Source organism: Actinomadura roseirufa (genome assembly GCF_900659635.1).
GTDB classification, from domain to species: domain Bacteria; phylum Actinomycetota; class Actinomycetes; order Streptosporangiales; family Streptosporangiaceae; genus Spirillospora; species Spirillospora roseirufa.
On record NZ_CAACVB010000056.1, the window covers coordinates 1 to 16497 of the forward strand.

Below are 16497 nucleotides of genomic sequence, written 5' to 3' on the forward strand. Positions count from 1 at the left end.
CCCGCGCTGCCCCCGGCTCGTCCTGCGGGCCGAGAGGAGCGAGCCGGCCGCCTGGCCGCTGGACGGGGCGCGCGTCCTCGTGAGCACCCCGGCCCCCGCCGCCGACGCGGCACTGGCGCTGGTGGCGCGCTCGGCGATCACGATCTTCGGCGGGCCGTCGCGGACGGCCGTGCGCGCCTGCGGCGGCCCGGGCTGCGTCCTGTTCTTCGTCAAGAACCACCCGCGCCGCGAATGGTGCTCGCCCGGCTGCGGCAACCGCGCCCGCGTCGGCCGCCACTACCAACGCCACCGCGACCCGTCCTGACACCCCCCGAGGACGTCCCCCCCGCCGCTCCCCGCCACCGGGCAGAAGATCGCGGTCCTCCTGACCGATGTGTTGGGTGCCGTTCTTCGGATGATCTTCATCGATCGGTGCCTCTGCCGGCGCTCGCCCTGCTAGACAGGCTCGTGTGACGGACCGGACTTACGCCGAGTTGCTCAGTGACCTCGATGAGTTCGCGAGGGACCTGGACTCGCGCGAGCAGGCGAATCGCCTTTACGGCCTGTTCGCCCCACTGCTCGACCGAGTTGAGCAATGGGACGAGGAACTCACCGATGAGCCGATGATGTCGACCCCGGAAGCGGTGCGAGCAATACGCAGAGCCGCCGCAGGGCAACCGGTCGACGCCGATGCGGTCCACGAGCGGTTGTGCCTGGTGGGCTTCGTCGAGGATCAGGACGTCGATCTCCACGTGATGGGCCAGACGGCCGTGGTGGCGGCGCAATGGCTGAGCCTGCTCGTGGGACGGGACCTGCGTACGATCCTCGTCCCAGACGAAGAACCGCTCCCTCCCTACGCCCCATCGAGGTTCACGCGGATAGTGGACCTGCTGGCCTGGACCCGATCGAACCAGAGCTACTGGTGCTGGGAGGACGCCGACGCTTACGCCGAGTTCGCAGACTATCCGGCCGCCACCCACGAGCTCACGACGATGCACCAGCAGATCACCGCCTGAGACGATCGGCGAAGACGGCGTACGCCCCCGCGAGCCCTGCGATCTCCGGACACCGGTGGAGAAGCTTGCCAAGGCGGGCGGCGACGTCCTACCTGGTACGCGAGACAGACGCCCTGACGGGGCGGACGCCGTCGAGGCCACTCCCCGACCTCGCAGACGCCTGCGTGAGGACGCCGACGAGCTCGGAAGTCCCATTCGTTCAAGACTCCGCGCGTCCCCTCGAACTAGGTTGAACCCCAGTTCTCTCCCAGCCCGCTCCCACGATCCCGGCACCTTGGAACCGGCCGAACCTTCTTCCCTGCCGACGCCCCGACCACAGCCGTCGCTCGAAGCCCAAAGCTGCCTCGACTCCGGCCAGACCAAGCTTCCCGCCCCAGCACGGGCGGCTGTAACCCTGCCGACCGGCACCAGCAGTGATACATCGTCAACCTCTTCTCAGCGGCCTTGGGATCACCATCGAGTTCGAAAGTGAGCACATCATGAAAATGGTCAAGAAGTTGGCGGTCATGGCCGCCGCAACGGCTGCCATCACGGGAATCCTGTCCACACCGGCCCAAGCCTCCGGCCCGGTCTACCGAGGCTCCGCCGGCCCTGACAACTGCGTGGGAAGCTTCTGGACCATCAATATCAACGGCCACGACCAAGCGCGCTGGCATCTGGAGGGCGAAGGCACCGCGACCTGCTCGATCTGGGTCGAGCGCACCAGCAGCGCGGGAACACAGAGGCTGGCCTACGCGCGCTACGGGAATCCGGTGAGTATGGATGGGCCGTGGGTCGACGACCGGTCTCCGTACAAGGCACGGGTCTGCTCCTACGCCACCCCGTTCGGCACCAACGACATGATCGGCGGCTGTACCAACTGGTACTGATCGCACCGGCTCTGGAAAAGGCCCGCTCGGCATCGAACTGAGGCCAGAGACCGGCAGGCCGCCCGAGGCGGCCTGCCGGTCGGGGACCACGGCTCGTATGAGCCAACCCACACCGGGCGTCCACGAACCCCCGACGGAGTTTGCCGCCACGGATTCACTTGGAGCGACCGGGCCGCCACAGCGCATCGCAAGAGGTGACCATGGAGAGACAAGGCGGACGTCTACAGTAACCGCCTCTTGGCGAATTGATATCGAGGTTTCACGCCTATGGCCTGGAGGCCCTACTGCGGTGAGTGAGCGCCGCGCGTGTCAAGGGTGTGGGCAACTGTTACTCGGCCAGTGGAACGACCGCCTTCGTCTCCCAGGTGTAGCAGAACGCCGGAAATCTCGTCGGCGAAAGCCAGACCCTGCGTGGTCAAGTGCAGCCATTCGAGGGGGATGGGGTCGAGCCCGGCGACGTTCGCCAGTCGCCCCTGGTAGGCCAACACGAGCCGATGCAGGTCTCGCTGGCCGTCGAAGGTGAAATGCCAGGTGTACATGCGGCGCCCGATCCGCCAACCGGGCCGCCACCACCAATGGTCGCGCATGCTCTCGAATGCGGAGCTCAATGGCGCAGCTCGGCGAGTAGGCGCGTGAGGCGGTTGGAGCCGATCTGGGCGGCGATTTCTTTCAACTCGGCTGTCACTCGCGCCGCCTCCTGGCCCTCGCCGGCCTGTTCATAAGCTCGTGCCAGTTGATACACGAAGTCACCGGCCCACTCCGACTTGCGCATGTCCGCGGGAAGGCCCTCAAGCCCTGCGGTGAGGTGCTCGATGGCCGGACCGTTGTAGGCCGGGTCGCTACACCCCAGGATGCGGTACGTGAGGCCGTGTTCCAGGCCGAAGAATCCAGGCGCGAAATAGTAGTACTCCCACGGTCGCGCGGCGTCCGGACGCGCCTCGTCGGCCTCCTGCGCCGCCATGGCGGTGAGCCGGTTGACGTGCTCGGTTTCCCCCAGCAGAGCGCGCGCCCTCGCCTCTTGATAGAGGTCGTACACCCGGCCGACCGAGTCGCGGCGGACCCGTTGCGCGGCCTGCGATAAGCCGATCATCGCCCCGATCTCCCCGCGCGTGTCGGCGATGTAGCCCTGCCAGGACATCACCGACCCGATGATCTGCCGGTCGTCGATCTCGGTGCCCCACGCCAGCGTTCGGTTCAGGAATACCAGCGCCTGACGTGGCCGCTCGACGCTGGTGTGCAGCCACCCGGCGAACTGGGCCCACTGCGCGGCGACGTCCAGAAGCCGCGTGCGGATGGGCCCCCTCGCATTGGCCACCATGCCGCTGATCGCGCCGAGCTGCGCGCGCACCGGCTCGATCAGGGGCTCGGACCCGATCGCGTCCTCAAGCCGACGTTGCGCGGCCAGGACCGTCGCCAGGGAGTCGATCACGGCGAGATCAGTCCGGATCGGCCGCCGCGTGGCGAGCGTGAGCCGTTCCTCATCGTCGGGGGTCAGTGCCTCATCGAGTCCGGCCGCGCGCCAAGGCACAGGCGGATGTTCGCCGAACAGCACCTCTTCGCTCATCCCGGTGGCTTTGGCGTAGAGGGCCCGGTAGCGAGTGTTCGGGGTCCACTTGCCCGCCTCCCAATGCTTGATCATCTCGGCGAGGGTCTTGACGTGGGGAAGTCCGGGCCGATCCCGCGGGTCGGCCGCCCCACGCAAGAGCCGCGCCAGCTCGGGCCGGGACCAATACGGCGGCGCCTCCCGCACCTCACGCAGGCGGGCACCGATGGCCTTCTTACCGGGGGTCATTCGCGATGCACCTTCCGGAATGTCCGCGCCGGGGACGGGACGTCATCCCCTGCCGTCCCCCACTATCTCTCTGCCCTCGCGCACCCGCCACGGATTCACTTGGAGTGACCGGACAACCACAGCGAATCTCAGGAGACGGCATGGAGACCAGGGCGGAGGGCAGTGACGCCCGATCGGAGTCCGAGCATCCGGACGCCTACGGGCGGCTCGGCGCGTTGATGTCGCGGCTGCACGCCTACGGGCTGGAGACCGACCTTCGGCGGGGTGAGCTGGTCGTGATCAATCCGAAGGTGCCGGGGTGCTGTGTGGACCTACCGCGTGCGGCGGACACGATCACATGCCGGCCGCGAGAGGACGACGGCGGGAGGCTGTGGTTTCACACGTCCTGGGGCGAGCCCATCGCCCAGGCGAACCACATCATTGACGCGGCCCTCACCGTCGCCACGACCCTCAGGGCACCCACGCCCCAGGGCAGTGCCGATGAGTGATATCGAGCGTGGACGCGGGGGGACGGGTGACGCGGCAGATCCCCCCGCGTCCACTTCACCGGGTGAGCGCCTGGAAGAACTGGCGTCACTGGTGCGCAGGCGCTTCTGCGGCGTGGCGCCGATGCTGCCGCGGGGCACGGAGATTCTGCATCTCATCCGTCCGGGGAAGGGTCCCCACTACGTCGTCTGGGCCCGTCACCGCTCGTCTTACGTCTGGTACTGCGGACCCGACCACGGCGCGCAACTCGGCACGACCGCCGAACAGGCGGCCGAGCAGATCGGCCGGCTGCTCGGACTCTCCACAGCGTCCTAGGCTCCGTGGTCCCCGGGTTGAAGGCGCGCGCCCGGGGACCACGGTTCCACACGAACCAACCCCGCACCATGAGTGCCCACGAGCACCTGACCGGCCGACCTTGGATGCATCGCACCTTCGCACAACCGCGTTGCCTCGACTCTGGCCGCGAAGGCGCCGCCGCGGCGAAGCAGGCCACCGCAGCGGAGGCGCTGGGGCTTCGGCGGGATGGACGCGAGCGCTCGAGCCGATATCGGCGGCTCGTCGAACGCCTCGATCAGCCTCTCGGCGGTATCCAGGTGAAAGCAGCGAGGTCACCGATATCCGGCCAGCCAGTGACGATTCGCCGTGAAGACGGAGCCGGGCCCCGCGGCCTCCGGAACTCCTAGCCGACCTCCGTGCGAGCAGTCTCGGTCACGGTGAACACGACCTCGTCATCTGGCTGCACCAGGGAATTCGGACGGACGTCCACGACCAAGCCTGGCCGGCTTCACCGCGCCCTGAGGCCCCGTTCTCATCGTCGACACCGCCTCATCGGAGACCGCTCGGCGGTGTCCTATCGAAGCGTGGTCCCTCTCGACGCGTCATGTGAGACCTACGGCCTGGCCGGCGAGGTGATCGGCGATCCGGTCGGGGGCGCGGAGTCCGGTACCCCCGCGTAGTCGGGCAGTTCGACGCCGTTGATCGCGCGCCCGGCCAGCTCGGCGAACCATTCGCCGGCGAAATCGGGTTGCGGCTCGGCGTCCGGCCCGGGGACGTCGCGGCTGCGGGCGTTCAACCGGCCGATCTCCTGGTTGGCCTCCACGAACGAGCGCATCCGCGCCTCATAGCGGGCGAACCCGGCGTCGGGGTCCCATCCGGCGGCGGCCAGTTCCCCGGCGAGCAGGTAGGCGCCGACCAGCGCCAGCCCGGTGCCCTGCCCCGACATCGGCGAGGAGCTGAACGCCGCGTCCCCGAGCAGCCCCACCCGTCCACTCGACCAGCGGTCCATCACCACCTGGGCGACCTGGTCGAGGTAGAAGTCCGGAGTGTCGTCCAGGTGCGCGAGGATGTCCGGGGTCAACCAGCCCAGGCCCGCCATCCGCTCGCGCAGCAGGACCTTCTGGGCCGCGACGTCACGGTAGTCGACGTCGAAGTCGGCCGAGGCGAGGTAGAACATGGCCATCGCCCGGGTGGCGTCCTGGATGGGCCGCAGGAGGACAGAGCGCCCGGACTCCTGGTCCTGGTGCTCGATCAGCCAGCGCTCCAGCCCGAACTCGTTGGGCACACTGTAGAAGGCCAGGACGTGCCCGAGGTGGCTCAGGAACCGCTCATGCGGCCCGAAGACCATCGCTCGCAGCTCAGAATGCAACCCGTCGGCCCCGACCACCAGGTCGAAGCGCCGCCGGTCGCCGCCCGCGAAGACCACGTCGACCCCGTCCGCGTCCTGGGTGAGCCCCGCGATTCGGTCGCCGAAGACGTACTCGACGCCGTCGCGGGTGTCGTCGTAGAGCACCTGGGCCAAGTCCCCGCGCAGGATCTCGATGTCCGCGATGTACCCGTCGCCGCCGTCGTCGTCGGCACGGAAGGTCTCCAGCACTCGCCCGTCCGCGTCCACGGTGTACGCGCCGGCGGTGTCGGTGCACGCCGCACGCACCGCCGCGTCCAGCCCCATGCGCCCGATGACCTCCCTGGCGACCCCGCGCGCGTCCACCGCCTGCCCGCCGGGACGCAGCTCAGGAGCCCGCTCCACCACGGTCACCTCGGCCCCCCACCGGCGCAGCCAGTGGGCCAGCGCGGGTCCCGCGATGCTCGCCCCCGCCACCAGCACCCTCGGACCGCTCACCCGCGTCCCCTGCTCGCCAGTCCGGACGGTGTGCTCCCGCTCGGAATCGTCGACGCTCATCACTGCCTCCATGTGCTTCCTCCCGCGCTGAACGTTCCCAGCACAGGCCCACCGCCGCCGGTTGTGCCCAGCCGTATCGACCACGGATCCACACAAAACTCATCGGCACGACCGAAATCGCGTCCACGCTCCCGCGAACACGCTGAACATGACCGTCATGCTCGCCCCCGAGACGAACGCCTTCTCCGCTCCTGACCCCAGTCAGCTGCTGGGCCGCGGCCCGGTCTGCTCGACGGCCTCGCCCGGCAGATGCTCCGGCAGGCCCTCATCTGGTTGGCCGCGACCCGCCAAGACACACAGTCGGCGCGTGGGGATGACCGACGCCGTCGACCCGGCCTGGCACGCGTTCCTGCTGCACAGCCGGGAGTATCGGGAGTTCTGCGACGTCTTCTTCGGCGGTACCTGGACCACGTGCCGCCCGCCCCCGGCCAGGCCATGACCGCGGAGGAGATCGCCGGGACGCTGCCAGCGCTGCGCAGCACCCCCTACGCGCACGCCGTGCGTGAGGAGTTCTGGACCGGGCCCTGCTACGGGTGCTGCCCGAAGGATCCCGGTATCCGGCGCAGTCCGGACGAGCCCGCACCGGCCATGCCGGGTACGGGAACGTCCCAAGCCGCTGGGTGATCACCTAGCAGCCTGTCCTGCATAGGACGCACGTGCCCGCCGAGGCCCGGGTCGCGGTTGAAGAGCACATCGGGCCTGTGGTGAAGGTCGAGCCAGTACAGGAGGGACGCCGGTCCGCGGTGGCCGTGATCGTCCACACTGGCACCGGCCGCGCCTCTATCAAGGGCGCCCCACGAGACGACGCGACGGCCGCCGCCCAACTTGATCGGGAGGCGGCCGTCGGCGTGCTCGCGGCCACCGTCGCGCCGCCGCTCGTCCTGGACCTCATGGTGGGCGGCTGGCGGCTGGCGGCTGTTGGAGCATGAGGTAGTGGACGGGCAGCGCGCGAGCCTGTCACTGGGCTTCCCGGACGTGCAGGCCATGCCGGAGGCCCTGGCCGACCTCGACGCCGTCACCGTGCCCGCCGAGAATCGCGGGGGGCTGCGGTGGTTCGAGAAGCGATGGTCGCACTACGCACCGGCCGCGCGGGACCTGGCCGCGCTGGCGGGGCCGACGCTGCTGCACACCGACCTCAACCCCGGCATTCTGGTGGCCGGAGGCCGGGCGAGCCTGATGGGCTGGGGCATGGCTTCGATCGGCGCCGGTTACGCCGACCCCGCCGACCTGGTGATCAACCTGATCGCCGCCGGACATCACCCGCGCGACGCCGAAGCGGCCGTCGCCGGCCTTCCCGCCTGGGCGGGCACAGCCCCGGCGACACTGGACGGCTACGCCCGGCTCATCGCCTCGACCTGGCTGCACGCGTTCTGGAGCATCCGCCACCCTTGGACCGATGCGACCGTGGCCGCCGCGCAGCGCTGGGCCCTGCACCGCCGCAGCACGCTGTGACTCACCGGTCTCTGACATCCAGAGCCCAGGTCGGGGTCCTCAGCGGAGGCGTTGGGAAGCGGTGGCATGATGTAAGCGAGCGCCCGAGCCAATCTCGACGGAACGACCGTGGCTGATGCATCGCCGCGAAGCCCGGCCCACCACTCCATATTTCAGCGGGACCCCGGGGTATGCTGCACAACCGGAGGGTCGCTGAAAACCGACCGAGATCCCCGATCCCAGGCCGCGGATCACCTGTGGCTTTACCCTGGGGTCCTCATAACTCTACGAGGGTTCGCAACCCAAACCGTGAGTTGACTCACGGTTCAATCAGCGCGTCCTCAAAGCCCCCTACGAGGGTTCGCAACATCTCGAGGGCGAGGGAGACGACCAGGCTATGGACGTCCTCATAACCCCTACGAGGGTTCGCAACAATGCGGTCGCGGGGTGTCGAAACGCATGATCGTGTCCTCATAACCCCTACGTGGGTTCGCAACGCCAGGTGGACCAGAGCGTCTAGCCGACTTGGACGAGATGCGCCCCATGCCATAGGAGACCCGGGCGGCCGCGGGCGGGCTGCGGGCCAGGCTCGCCCGCGACACCCGCGGCACGACCTGGGGAACGAAGCGGCAGGGCAATGGGCTCTGCTCGGGGGCTCGATGACGGCCGCCAACAGGCGCGCCGGATAACGCGAGAACACGCGAGGTGACGCCGTACGTAGTAACTATCGTGCGTCGCCCGCAGCGGCCCGCAGCGGCGGGCTCAGCGGCATGACGGCTGGCGGGCCAGCATCCTCCCTTCATTTCCCTCGGCGGGATGCGTCTCGCGGAGGTCAGGGTGTCGACGAGTTGTTCAGGACTGCGGCGAGTTTGGGGGCGCCGGGCACGTTGCGGTGCCGGGTGACGATGTCCTGGGCGACGGCTCGGATCGACGGCCGTCCGTTGACCTCGCTGGTGGCGTGCGCGGCGGCGAGCAGGAGGTAGCGGGTGGTCTGCTCAGGGTTGCCGAGGTCGCGGTGGACGCGTGCGAGGTCAGTGGCGTACCGGCCGCGGCGTTCGGCGGTGTGGAACATGCCGAGGCGGAGTCCGCGGGCGGCTTCCAGCGCACGGCCGGGGTCGCCCAGCGCCCACCGTGTCCCGACTTCGTAGAGACCGACCTGGGCGCCGGAGATTGCGAACCGTGCCGCAGGTGACGGCCGTTCGGGGAGAGCGCCGGCGAGATCTCGGGCGGCCTCGATCATGTCGATGGCGCCGGTGCGGTCGCGGGCCTGGGCGGCGTTGTAGGCGCAGGTGGACAAGATCTGGGCCCATGCGGTGCGCTGGTCCGGGGTGGTCAGGCCGGTCCGTTCCAGGGTGGCGGCTGCGGCGAGGGTGACGCGTTCTGCGAGTTCGGGGCGGTTCTGGTGGCGCAGGACCATGCCGAGCGCGCGGGCGGCGGCGGCCTGCTCGATCGGGTCGCCGGACCGTTCGGCGTGCTGGACGGCGCGGTCGGCGGTGATTCGGGACGCCTCGGTGCGGCCGACCTTGTTGAGCGCTTCAGCGGCCAGCGCGTACACCGCGGCGGTGGCCTGTTCCGCGGCCGGGTCCTCGCGGCGCGTGGTGGCCCGGTGTGCGGCGGCCATCAGGTCCGGGAGTCCCTCGAGTAGCGCGGTGAGGTCGCCGGCGTCGAACCGGGCGCGGGCGGTGGCCAGGCGGCGGGTGACCTGGGTGAGGCTGGCAGGCCGGGCGGGGTCGGGCAGGTAGGCCAATGCGTCGTCCACCCGCGCCAGGACGCCGAACGGGACGGTGAGCCCGGCGGCCAGCACCGCGCGGCGTCGCATCGGATCCTCCTCCTCTCCCAGGCTGGGCGGGGACGTGCCCACCGTATCGAGGGCGGGGTGAGGGATGTGGAGCACGGCGGCAAAGACGGTGGCCGGGATTCCGGCGGCCTCGGAGATGGCGCGGAGCTTGGCGACGTCCCCTGAGGGGCCGCGACGGTTCTCCAGCCGGGAGATCGTGGCGATCGAATAGCCGACGAGGTGGGCGAGGTCGGCCTGGCGCCAGCCGGCGCGTTCGCGGACGGCGCGCACGAGCCCTCCGAAGTCGCCCTCGGCTATGAGCGTGCGGACCAGGGTGGTTCGCCAGAACTCAGGAGGGTGCATCTCGGGCTCCTCGCGCAGCTCACCCTCCACCGTAAAGGCCCGGGGTAAGAAACCACGGCAGATTCCACAAGTCGCAAATGCCTTGCAGGAACCGCAACTGATCAGGGGTTTCGCGTCGAAGCGGCGTTCAGTGAAAGGGCAGGCGATCCCGGGCTACGGGGGAGTGGAGGTGAGAGGGTGGTCCAACAGCAGACTCCGCGGACCTGGGTGCACGAGCCGGCGCTATCGGACGCGTTCCAGGTCGAGTTGCTCGCTGACGGGGAATGGGCCGCATGGTGGGGTAACCAGGTGGTGGGTCGCGCGCTGCGAGCCAAGGCAGACCTGAGCCCGGGCGCGGACTCGTGGGTGGCCTTCGGCCGTGATGAGGTCTCCCTGCCCAGATCGGGCGGCGAGCCGTTCGCCACGGTCACCGCCGCGCTGATCTGCGTGCGGGATGCGTGGCGTGCCCGCCGGGTCTGGACCAGCGGCCTCCTGGGCGAGGACTACTGGATCGAGGACCGCCTTCACGGCGTGCACTCGCTGTGGCTGGGGCGCATCCATCTCGGCCATCACCTCCACACCGCCAGGCTGCATCAGGCGTTCGACACCTACGGGCAGGCGCTGCACCCCGACTGCGGATTCCCGGACGCCAGAGCGGCGCTGCTGGCCGTCCGTGCCGCGTGGCGCCGCCACCTGACCCGAATCCTCAACGTGCGTCCCGACCCGCCCGACTGGCTTCATCAACACGACCGGCACGACCAACATCCAGAAAGGACAGAAACATGACCGTCATGCTCGCCCCCGAGACGACCGCCGTCACTGCTCCGGACCCCAGTGAGCTGCTGGACCGGTGGCCTGGCCTGTTCGTCGACCTGGCCGGCTACATCGCCCGGCACCAAGAGGTGACGCTCGCGTACGCTCAGCAGATGCTCCGGCAGGCCCTCATCTGGTTGGCCGCGACCCGCGAGACTCTCGGGCGGCGAGTCGGGATGACCGACGCCGTTGACCCGGCCTGGCACGCGTTCCTGCTGCACAGCCGGGAGTATCGGGAGTTCTGCGACATCTTCTTCGGCGGGTACCTGGACCACGTTCCGCCCGCCCCCGGCCAGGCCATGACCGCGCAGGAGATCGCCGGGACGCTGCCCGCGCTGCGCGGCACCCTGTACGGGCGCGCCGTGCGGGAGGAGTTCTGGGCCGGGCCGGGCTACGGGTGCTGCCCGGAGAACCCCGGTACCCGGCGCCGTCCGGACGAGCCCGCACCGGCCATGCCGGGAACGGGAACCTCCCCCGCCGCCGGGTGATCACCTGGCAGCCTGTCCCGCATGGGACACATCACCTGGGAGCAGCTGCCCGCCGAGGCCCGGGCCGCTGTTGAGAAGCTCATCGGGCCTGTGGTGAAGGTCGAGGCGGTGCGGGAGGGACGCCGGTCCGCGGTGGCCGTGATCGTCCACACCGGCACCGGCCGCGCCTTCATCAAGGGCGCCCCTCGAGAAGACGCGACGGCCGCCGCCCAGCTCGACCGGGAGGCGGCCGTCGGCGCGCTCGCGGCCACTGTCGCTCCGCCGCTGGTCCTGGACGTTACGGTGGGCGGCTGGCGGCTGCTGGGGCACGAGGTGGTGGACGGGCAGCGCGCGAGCCTTTCACCGGGGTCCCCGGACGTGCAGGCTGTGGTGGAGGCCCTGGCCCACCTCGGCTCTGTCACCGTGCCCGCCGAGAATCGCGGTGGGCTGCTGTGGTTCGAGAAGCGGTGGTCGCACTACGCACCGGCCGCACGGGACCTGGCCGCGCTGGCGGGGGCGACGCTGTTGCACACCGACCTCAACCCCGGCAACATCCTGGTCGCCGGAGGCCGGGCGAGCCTGGTGGACTGGGGCATGGCTTCGATCGGCGCCGGTTACGCCAACCCCGCCGACCTGGTGATCAACCTGATCGCCGCCGGACATCACCCGCGCGACGCCGAAGCGGCCGTCGCCGGCCTTCCCGCCTGGGCCAGCACAGCGCCGGAGACGCTGGACGGCTACGCCCGCCTCATCGCCTCGACCTGGCTTTACGCGTTCTGGAGCATCCGCCACCCCTGGACCGATGTGACCGTGGCCGCCGCGCAGCGCTGGGCACTTCACCGTCGTGGCACGCTGTGACCAAAGGGTCTCTGACATCAAGAGCCCAGGTCGGGGTACTCAGTGGAGGCGTTGGGGAAGCGGTGGCGGGATGTAAGCGAGCGCCCGAGTCGATCTCCACGGAAGGGGCATGGCTGATGCATCGCTGCGCAGCCCGTCCCACCACTCCGCATTTCAGCGGGACCCCAGGGTATGCTGCTCAACCGGAGGGTCGCTGAAAAATCGACCGACGCCCCCCGGTCCCAGGGCGCGATTCACCTGCGGCTTTAGCCTGGGGTGCTCATAGCCCCTACAAGGGTTCGCAACGTCTCGGGGGTGCGGGTGCCCCAGAACCACCGGGCGAGTGCTCATAGCCCCTACAAGGGTTCGCAACCTCACCATGGGTTCGGCGGGGTGGGTGCTGCCCGCGGGTCCTCATAGCCCCTACGAGGGTTCGCAACTGGTAGAGCGGGATCCAGGTCAGCTCCATTTGCGGTCCTCATAGCCCTTACGAGGGTTCGCAACTACAGCGCCACGAGGCTCATCTCTATCTGGAGCCCCACGTCCTCATAGCCCCTTACGAGGGTTGGCAACGTCCCGAACCGGTGCCGGAGCTTGTGGAGAGTCACCTGTCCTCGTAGCTCCTACGGGGGCCGGCAACTTGGAGTTGGCCCTGCCGGGTGGTCGTGGCGAGGCCTCATCGCCCTGGTAGGGGGCGCGTTGTGCGTCCGGCTCGTGATCGGCGGCTCAGATCACCGCGTCCTCATCCGTTCGTGGGGTTCGCGAGTCCCCCCCAGGGGTGATCCGTGGCGGGCACCTCGGCGATCGGTCCCTTACCTCTTCCGGTGGTACAAAGTGAACTCCGGTGCGGGACGCCGTCACCGCGAGAACGGCTTCATCCCTGGGTGGCTTACCACAAGCAGTTTGCCCTACGCAACTCGCAGGACTGATGGGACGCTCCTGCAGTGCGGGGCTCCTATGGCCGGACGAGAGGTAGGAAGAGGGTGTCCACGATTTCCACGAGCATTTCGTCCGGCACGGGGGCGAAGGTGAGTAGAAACTCGTGGCGTAGGAGGTCGAAGGGCAGGGTCTTCATTCGTTCGGTCACCTGCTCCAGTTTGATCTCGCCTCGTTCGGCGGCGCGGGTGAAGAGGACGTCGGAGCGCGTCGGTCCTCCCTTGGCGAAGGCACCCCGCAGATCGGCGGGGCTGGTGCCCGTCTCCTGGTAGTAGCCGGCCAAATGGATGCTCAGGACAGTGGTGAGCTGGGCTCGGCCGGCATTGAGCTCCCGCATCAAGGTGAGGACGTCGCCGCGCAGTGAACCGGTATCGGGGATCTCGGGCCGGTCGCGGTCCAGGGCGCGGCCGATCGCGGCCCGCACGAGTTCGTGCCGGTCGTTCCAGCGACGGTAGAGGACGGGCCGGCTGGTACCGGCACGCAGGGCGACGGCGTCCATGGTGAAGCCGGCGTAGCCGTTCTCGGCCAGCTCGTCCCAAGCCGCTTCGAGCAGGGCGTTCTCCAGCTCCGTCCCCCGGCGCCGCTCCGCCATTCCGCCTCCCCAGCTAAGAAACACTTGCGTATCTTAACGGTGCCGCGTAGTATCGGTCGCCATAAGAAACACCTATGTATCTTAGGCGGCCTTGATGTGAACCCCAGCCGGGCCCGGACGCCGTCGGCCCCGGTCGATCCCGCTGTGCGGCGGATGGGCTTCAGTGTCGCCGTCAACGCTCTCGCCGATCGGCTGCACGCCTCCTCACCACCAGCCAGTGGGTGAGCACCGGCGTCGGCGTGGTCATGCCGCTGATGACCGGCCTGATCATGCAGGCCGCTCTGAGCCGCCGTCGAGGCGAACTCCATCCGCACGTCGGCCCCAGAGTTCGTTGATCCTCGGCGACATCCGCCAAGAACCCTCTCCAAATGACCGTCGAGTCGGCGAGAGCTCGCCGGCGCGAGATGAATCGAGCACAGGTGAACAGCGACACGCCCCAGTCCTCCCAGCGCATCGCTTTGCAGTACTTCCAGATGTGGAACACCGGCGACTCTTCGATTGCCGATGAGATCCTCAGCCCCGATTGGACCGACCACGCACACCCCGAAGTGACCGGCCCACGCGGTGTGCGGCAGGCCGTCGAGCGTACCCGCGCCGTACAGCCGGATCTGCGGTTTCAGATGGACACCGTACTCGGTGACGGCGACACGGTGGCCGTCGTCGGGAGTGTCGGCCGCGGAGCGCGAGACGAGCCGACCCCCCGCTTGGTCTGGCTCATGCACCTGCAAGAGGGGCGGCTCGCCGAAATGTGGACCTACCGCGACACCAGCGCATAACCCGAGATCCGGCGTGGCCTGACCCGCGTGGCAGCCGTGCTCACCTTTCGGCTTGGACGCCGCCGTGGGCGAGCCTGGTGGACTGGAGCATGGCGTCGATCGGCACCGGTTGCGCCAACCTCGCCGATCTGATGATCAACCTGATCGCGGACGAGCGACGGTGGCCGCCGCGCGGCGTTGGGCGCTGTGCCATCGCGGCGCGCTGTGACTCGCTGGTCTCTGACATCCAGAGCCCAGGTCGGGGCCTCAACGGAGGCGGTGGGGGCTTGGCAGGGCGGAAGCGAGCACCCGAGCCTAGTTCAGCGGAACAGGCGCGGCTGATGCATCGTGGCGAAGCCCGTCCCACCACTCCATTTTTCAGCGGGACCCCGGGGTATGCTGCACAATCGGAGGGTCGCTGAAAAATCAACCGACATCCCCGGTCCCAGGCTGTGGATCACCTGCGGCTTTACCCTGGGGGTCCTCATGGTCCCTACGAGGGTTCGCAACCCCACCGCCGCCAAGCCCGACATCAGCGGCCCTCCAACGCGTCCTCATAGCCCCTACGAGGGTTCGCAACGATCTCGGCCCCTCCTACGCGCCACCGAGACCTAGGTCCTCACAGCTTCTACGAGGGTTGGCAACGTCAGCCGGTGCATTTCCGGTGACCACGGGTGTCCGCGTCCTCAAGCCTCTACGAGGGGGCGCGACATGGCCGCGAAAACCCCCGGTGCGACTTGCAGTAAGCCGTCCTCATAGTTCCTTTAGGGTTCGCAACCAGGCCACGATCTCGGATGCCTCGGCTGCCTCCAGACCGCCATCGCCCTTGTGAAGGTTGAGGTGATCAGTGGTAGGTGCATCGGGGACCAGAGCGGTTCCTATGGCCTCCTAAGGGGTTGCAACGTGAGTTCTGGGTGCGCGGGTGTCACCATCGCAACGTCGTTCTCGTTGTGCCTGGGGGCGCAACACGATGTCCAGGAGGCTGGCACGCCCGACTTGCGTCAGACCCTGATCGCCTTCGGAGGGGTCTTCGCTTTATTTTGCGTGCTGCTGTGGGGTCTTGATGCATCTCTCGCTGAGAAAGGGGTGGGCTCGTGGCGAGTATGGGGCGGTCACCGTGTACGGGGATGTTCGGGTTCCTTTTCTCTCTCGAAGACGTGTGGTGGCTGTTGTTCACCAGGTGCATGAGCCTCGGTGGTGGGAGCTTGGGTTTGCGTGTTGGGGCTTGTGGTGGGTGGTGGGGTGCTTGTTTTCCGGTGGTCCTCCGGCGGCGACGCGGAAGCCGATGTTGCCTGCTGAGCTGTCCGGGGTGTTGGACGAGCGGGCCGCTACGCGGTACCGGTTGCAGTACGAGGCGTGGCACATGTGGGAGCCGCCGCGCATGACGCGGGCCGAGCCGTCGGGTGGGCCGGTCGGGTTGTCGCGGGGGGCGGTGCGGTGGAAGGTCGGGCTGAACCAGTCGGCGCACCATTCCCAGACGTTCCCCACCGTGTTGTACAAGCCGTAGCCGTTGGGACGGTAGGACTTCACCGGCGCCGTTCCGAGGTGGCCGTCCTCGCCCGTGTTGACGTGCGGGAAGTCGCCCTGCCAGACATTGCACATGTGCCGGCCGCCCGGCGTCAGTTCGTCTCCCCAGGGGAAACGGCGCTGTTCCAGGCCCCCGCGCGCGGCGTACTCCCATTCAGCCTCGGTGGGCAGGCGGGTTCCCGACCAGTCGCAGTAGGCGCGGGCGTCGTGCCACGAGACGTGCACTACGGGGTGATTCTGCCGAGAAGTAATGGACGAGTCCGGTCCCTCGGGCCGCTTCCAGAAAGCGCCGGGCGTCGCACGCCACCACGGGGCGGCGTGGACGATCTCGGAGGCGCGCGCGTTCTCCTCGGTGAGGAATCCCTCGAAGACGAACGAGAAGCCGAACCTCTCGGCCTCCGTGGTGTACCCGGTCGCCTTGGCGAAGGCGGCGAACTGGGCGTTGGTCACCGTGGTCGCCTCGATCTGGAAGGGGTGCAGCTCGACCGTGCGGATCGGTCCCTCCCCGTCGGCCCGGTAGCCCTCCGCGTCCTCGGCGCCCATCAGGAAGGTGCCGCCGGGGAGGCGGATCATGTGCTTGTGACGGGGCGTGGGGGATCGCGGGGGTGCGATCACCGGGAGTCCTCTCGGCTCGTGGCCAGGGGTGCAGCAGGACGTGGACATGGTTCTCTCCGCTCGACGTGGGACGACCGCGGCCCC

The 16497-nt window shown here is 68.9% G+C and carries 18 protein-coding genes; 12 read left to right on the forward strand and 6 right to left on the reverse strand.

Annotated features, from left to right (window positions below; translation table 11 throughout):
* The 3 genes from E1291_RS14885 to E1291_RS14895 form a co-directional block, all read left to right on the forward strand.
* Positions 1-304 (forward strand): CGNR zinc finger domain-containing protein (locus E1291_RS14885; protein ID WP_165495117.1); only part of this gene is annotated, 304 nt, incomplete at its 5' end.
* A gap of 145 nt (positions 305-449) precedes the next feature.
* Positions 450-995: a hypothetical protein gene (locus E1291_RS14890; RefSeq protein WP_131738391.1), complete on the forward strand. Its 546-nt coding sequence runs from the start codon at positions 450-452 to the stop codon at positions 993-995.
* A 479-nt stretch (positions 996-1474) separates the two neighbouring features.
* Positions 1475-1864, forward strand: a complete 390-nt coding sequence (locus tag E1291_RS14895; protein WP_131738392.1) for a hypothetical protein — start codon at positions 1475-1477, stop codon at positions 1862-1864.
* A gap of 281 nt (positions 1865-2145) precedes the next feature.
* Here the strand turns inward: E1291_RS14895 and E1291_RS14900 are convergent, their stop codons facing one another.
* Positions 2146-2403, reverse strand: a complete 258-nt coding sequence (locus tag E1291_RS14900) for a hypothetical protein (RefSeq protein ID WP_131738393.1) — start codon at positions 2401-2403, stop codon at positions 2146-2148.
* 65 nt (positions 2404-2468) lie between these two features.
* Positions 2469-3656, reverse strand: coding sequence for an NsdA family TPR-like regulatory protein (locus tag E1291_RS14905; RefSeq protein ID WP_131738394.1), 1188 nt, complete (start codon positions 3654-3656; stop codon positions 2469-2471).
* A gap of 140 nt (positions 3657-3796) precedes the next feature.
* On the opposite strand from E1291_RS14905, the gene E1291_RS14910 reads away from it, so the two are divergent.
* Both E1291_RS14910 and E1291_RS14915 read left to right on the forward strand, forming a co-directional pair.
* Complete coding sequence (locus tag E1291_RS14910; RefSeq protein ID WP_131738395.1) at positions 3797-4144, forward strand: hypothetical protein; 348 nt, start codon at positions 3797-3799, stop codon at positions 4142-4144.
* A complete protein-coding gene (locus E1291_RS14915; RefSeq protein WP_165495118.1) occupies positions 4137-4457 on the forward strand; it encodes a hypothetical protein in 321 nt (106 codons plus the stop codon). The genes E1291_RS14910 and E1291_RS14915 overlap by 8 nt, the downstream gene beginning before the upstream one ends.
* A gap of 574 nt (positions 4458-5031) precedes the next feature.
* Here E1291_RS14915 and E1291_RS14920 read toward each other — a convergent pair.
* The gene (locus E1291_RS14920) at positions 5032-6321 is read right to left on the reverse strand and encodes an FAD-dependent monooxygenase (RefSeq protein ID WP_207400739.1); all 1290 of its coding nucleotides are present in this window, start codon (positions 6319-6321) and stop codon (positions 5032-5034) included.
* A 307-nt stretch (positions 6322-6628) separates the two neighbouring features.
* On the opposite strand from E1291_RS14920, the gene E1291_RS44625 reads away from it, so the two are divergent.
* From E1291_RS44625 to E1291_RS14930, 3 genes are all read left to right on the forward strand, one after another.
* Positions 6629-6760, forward strand: a complete 132-nt coding sequence (locus tag E1291_RS44625; protein ID WP_278045259.1) for a hypothetical protein — start codon at positions 6629-6631, stop codon at positions 6758-6760.
* Between the two features lie 217 nt (positions 6761-6977).
* Positions 6978-7250, forward strand: coding sequence for a hypothetical protein (locus tag E1291_RS14925; protein ID WP_131738397.1), 273 nt, complete (start codon positions 6978-6980; stop codon positions 7248-7250).
* Between the two features lie 4 nt (positions 7251-7254).
* Positions 7255-7773 (forward strand): hypothetical protein, encoded by a 519-nt coding sequence (locus E1291_RS14930; protein WP_131738398.1) that lies wholly within the window; start codon positions 7255-7257, stop codon positions 7771-7773.
* Between the two features lie 811 nt (positions 7774-8584).
* Here E1291_RS14930 and E1291_RS14935 read toward each other — a convergent pair.
* Positions 8585-9892: a helix-turn-helix domain-containing protein gene (locus tag E1291_RS14935; protein ID WP_131738399.1), complete on the reverse strand. Its 1308-nt coding sequence runs from the start codon at positions 9890-9892 to the stop codon at positions 8585-8587.
* 207 nt (positions 9893-10099) lie between these two features.
* On the opposite strand from E1291_RS14935, the gene E1291_RS14940 reads away from it, so the two are divergent.
* From E1291_RS14940 to E1291_RS14950, 3 genes are read left to right on the forward strand one after another with little or no spacing between them, the layout of a single operon-like run.
* Entirely contained in the window at positions 10100-10657 is a 558-nt protein-coding gene (locus E1291_RS14940; protein ID WP_131738400.1) for a hypothetical protein, read from the forward strand.
* The gene (locus E1291_RS14945) at positions 10654-11172 is read left to right on the forward strand and encodes a UCP032817 domain-containing protein (protein ID WP_131738401.1); all 519 of its coding nucleotides are present in this window, start codon (positions 10654-10656) and stop codon (positions 11170-11172) included. Before E1291_RS14940 ends, E1291_RS14945 begins: the two co-directional genes overlap by 4 nt.
* Before the next feature lie 21 nt (positions 11173-11193).
* The gene (locus tag E1291_RS14950) at positions 11194-12009 is read left to right on the forward strand and encodes a phosphotransferase (protein WP_131738402.1); all 816 of its coding nucleotides are present in this window, start codon (positions 11194-11196) and stop codon (positions 12007-12009) included.
* A 934-nt stretch (positions 12010-12943) separates the two neighbouring features.
* Here the strand turns inward: E1291_RS14950 and E1291_RS14955 are convergent.
* A complete protein-coding gene (locus tag E1291_RS14955) occupies positions 12944-13516 on the reverse strand; it encodes a TetR/AcrR family transcriptional regulator (RefSeq protein WP_131738403.1) in 573 nt (190 codons plus the stop codon).
* Positions 13517-13884: 368 nt separating this feature from the next.
* Between E1291_RS14955 and E1291_RS14960 the strand changes: the two genes are divergently transcribed.
* On the forward strand, positions 13885-14292 hold the full coding sequence (locus E1291_RS14960) for an ester cyclase (RefSeq protein WP_131738404.1): 408 nt from the start codon (positions 13885-13887) through the stop codon (positions 14290-14292).
* Positions 14293-15444: 1152 nt separating this feature from the next.
* Here the strand turns inward: E1291_RS14960 and E1291_RS14965 are convergent.
* Positions 15445-16461 carry a formylglycine-generating enzyme family protein gene (locus E1291_RS14965; RefSeq protein ID WP_131738405.1) on the reverse strand — a complete coding sequence of 339 codons (1017 nt, stop codon included), beginning with the start codon at positions 16459-16461 and terminating at the stop codon, positions 15445-15447.
* Positions 16462-16497 lie beyond the last annotated feature (36 nt).

What these genes read in the sequence shown, in the direction of transcription:
- E1291_RS14895 (WP_131738392.1), top strand. Translation starts at nt 1,475, where the DNA reads ATGAAAATGGTCAAGAAGTTGGCGGTCATGGCCGCCGCAACGGCTGCC.
- E1291_RS14900 (WP_131738393.1), bottom strand. Translation starts at nt 2,403, where the DNA reads ATGTACACCTGGCATTTCACCTTCGACGGCCAGCGAGACCTGCATCGG.
- E1291_RS14905 (WP_131738394.1), bottom strand. Translation starts at nt 3,656, where the DNA reads ATGACCCCCGGTAAGAAGGCCATCGGTGCCCGCCTGCGTGAGGTGCGG.
- E1291_RS14910 (WP_131738395.1), top strand. Translation starts at nt 3,797, where the DNA reads ATGGAGACCAGGGCGGAGGGCAGTGACGCCCGATCGGAGTCCGAGCAT.
- E1291_RS14915 (WP_165495118.1), top strand. Translation starts at nt 4,137, where the DNA reads ATGAGTGATATCGAGCGTGGACGCGGGGGGACGGGTGACGCGGCAGAT.
- E1291_RS14920 (WP_207400739.1), bottom strand. Translation starts at nt 6,321, where the DNA reads ATGAGCGTCGACGATTCCGAGCGGGAGCACACCGTCCGGACTGGCGAG.
- E1291_RS14935 (WP_131738399.1), bottom strand. Translation starts at nt 9,892, where the DNA reads ATGCACCCTCCTGAGTTCTGGCGAACCACCCTGGTCCGCACGCTCATA.
- E1291_RS14945 (WP_131738401.1), top strand. Translation starts at nt 10,654, where the DNA reads ATGACCGTCATGCTCGCCCCCGAGACGACCGCCGTCACTGCTCCGGAC.
- E1291_RS14950 (WP_131738402.1), top strand. Translation starts at nt 11,194, where the DNA reads ATGGGACACATCACCTGGGAGCAGCTGCCCGCCGAGGCCCGGGCCGCT.
- E1291_RS14955 (WP_131738403.1), bottom strand. Translation starts at nt 13,516, where the DNA reads ATGGCGGAGCGGCGCCGGGGGACGGAGCTGGAGAACGCCCTGCTCGAA.
- E1291_RS14960 (WP_131738404.1), top strand. Translation starts at nt 13,885, where the DNA reads ATGACCGTCGAGTCGGCGAGAGCTCGCCGGCGCGAGATGAATCGAGCA.
- E1291_RS14965 (WP_131738405.1), bottom strand. Translation starts at nt 16,461, where the DNA reads ATGTCCACGTCCTGCTGCACCCCTGGCCACGAGCCGAGAGGACTCCCG.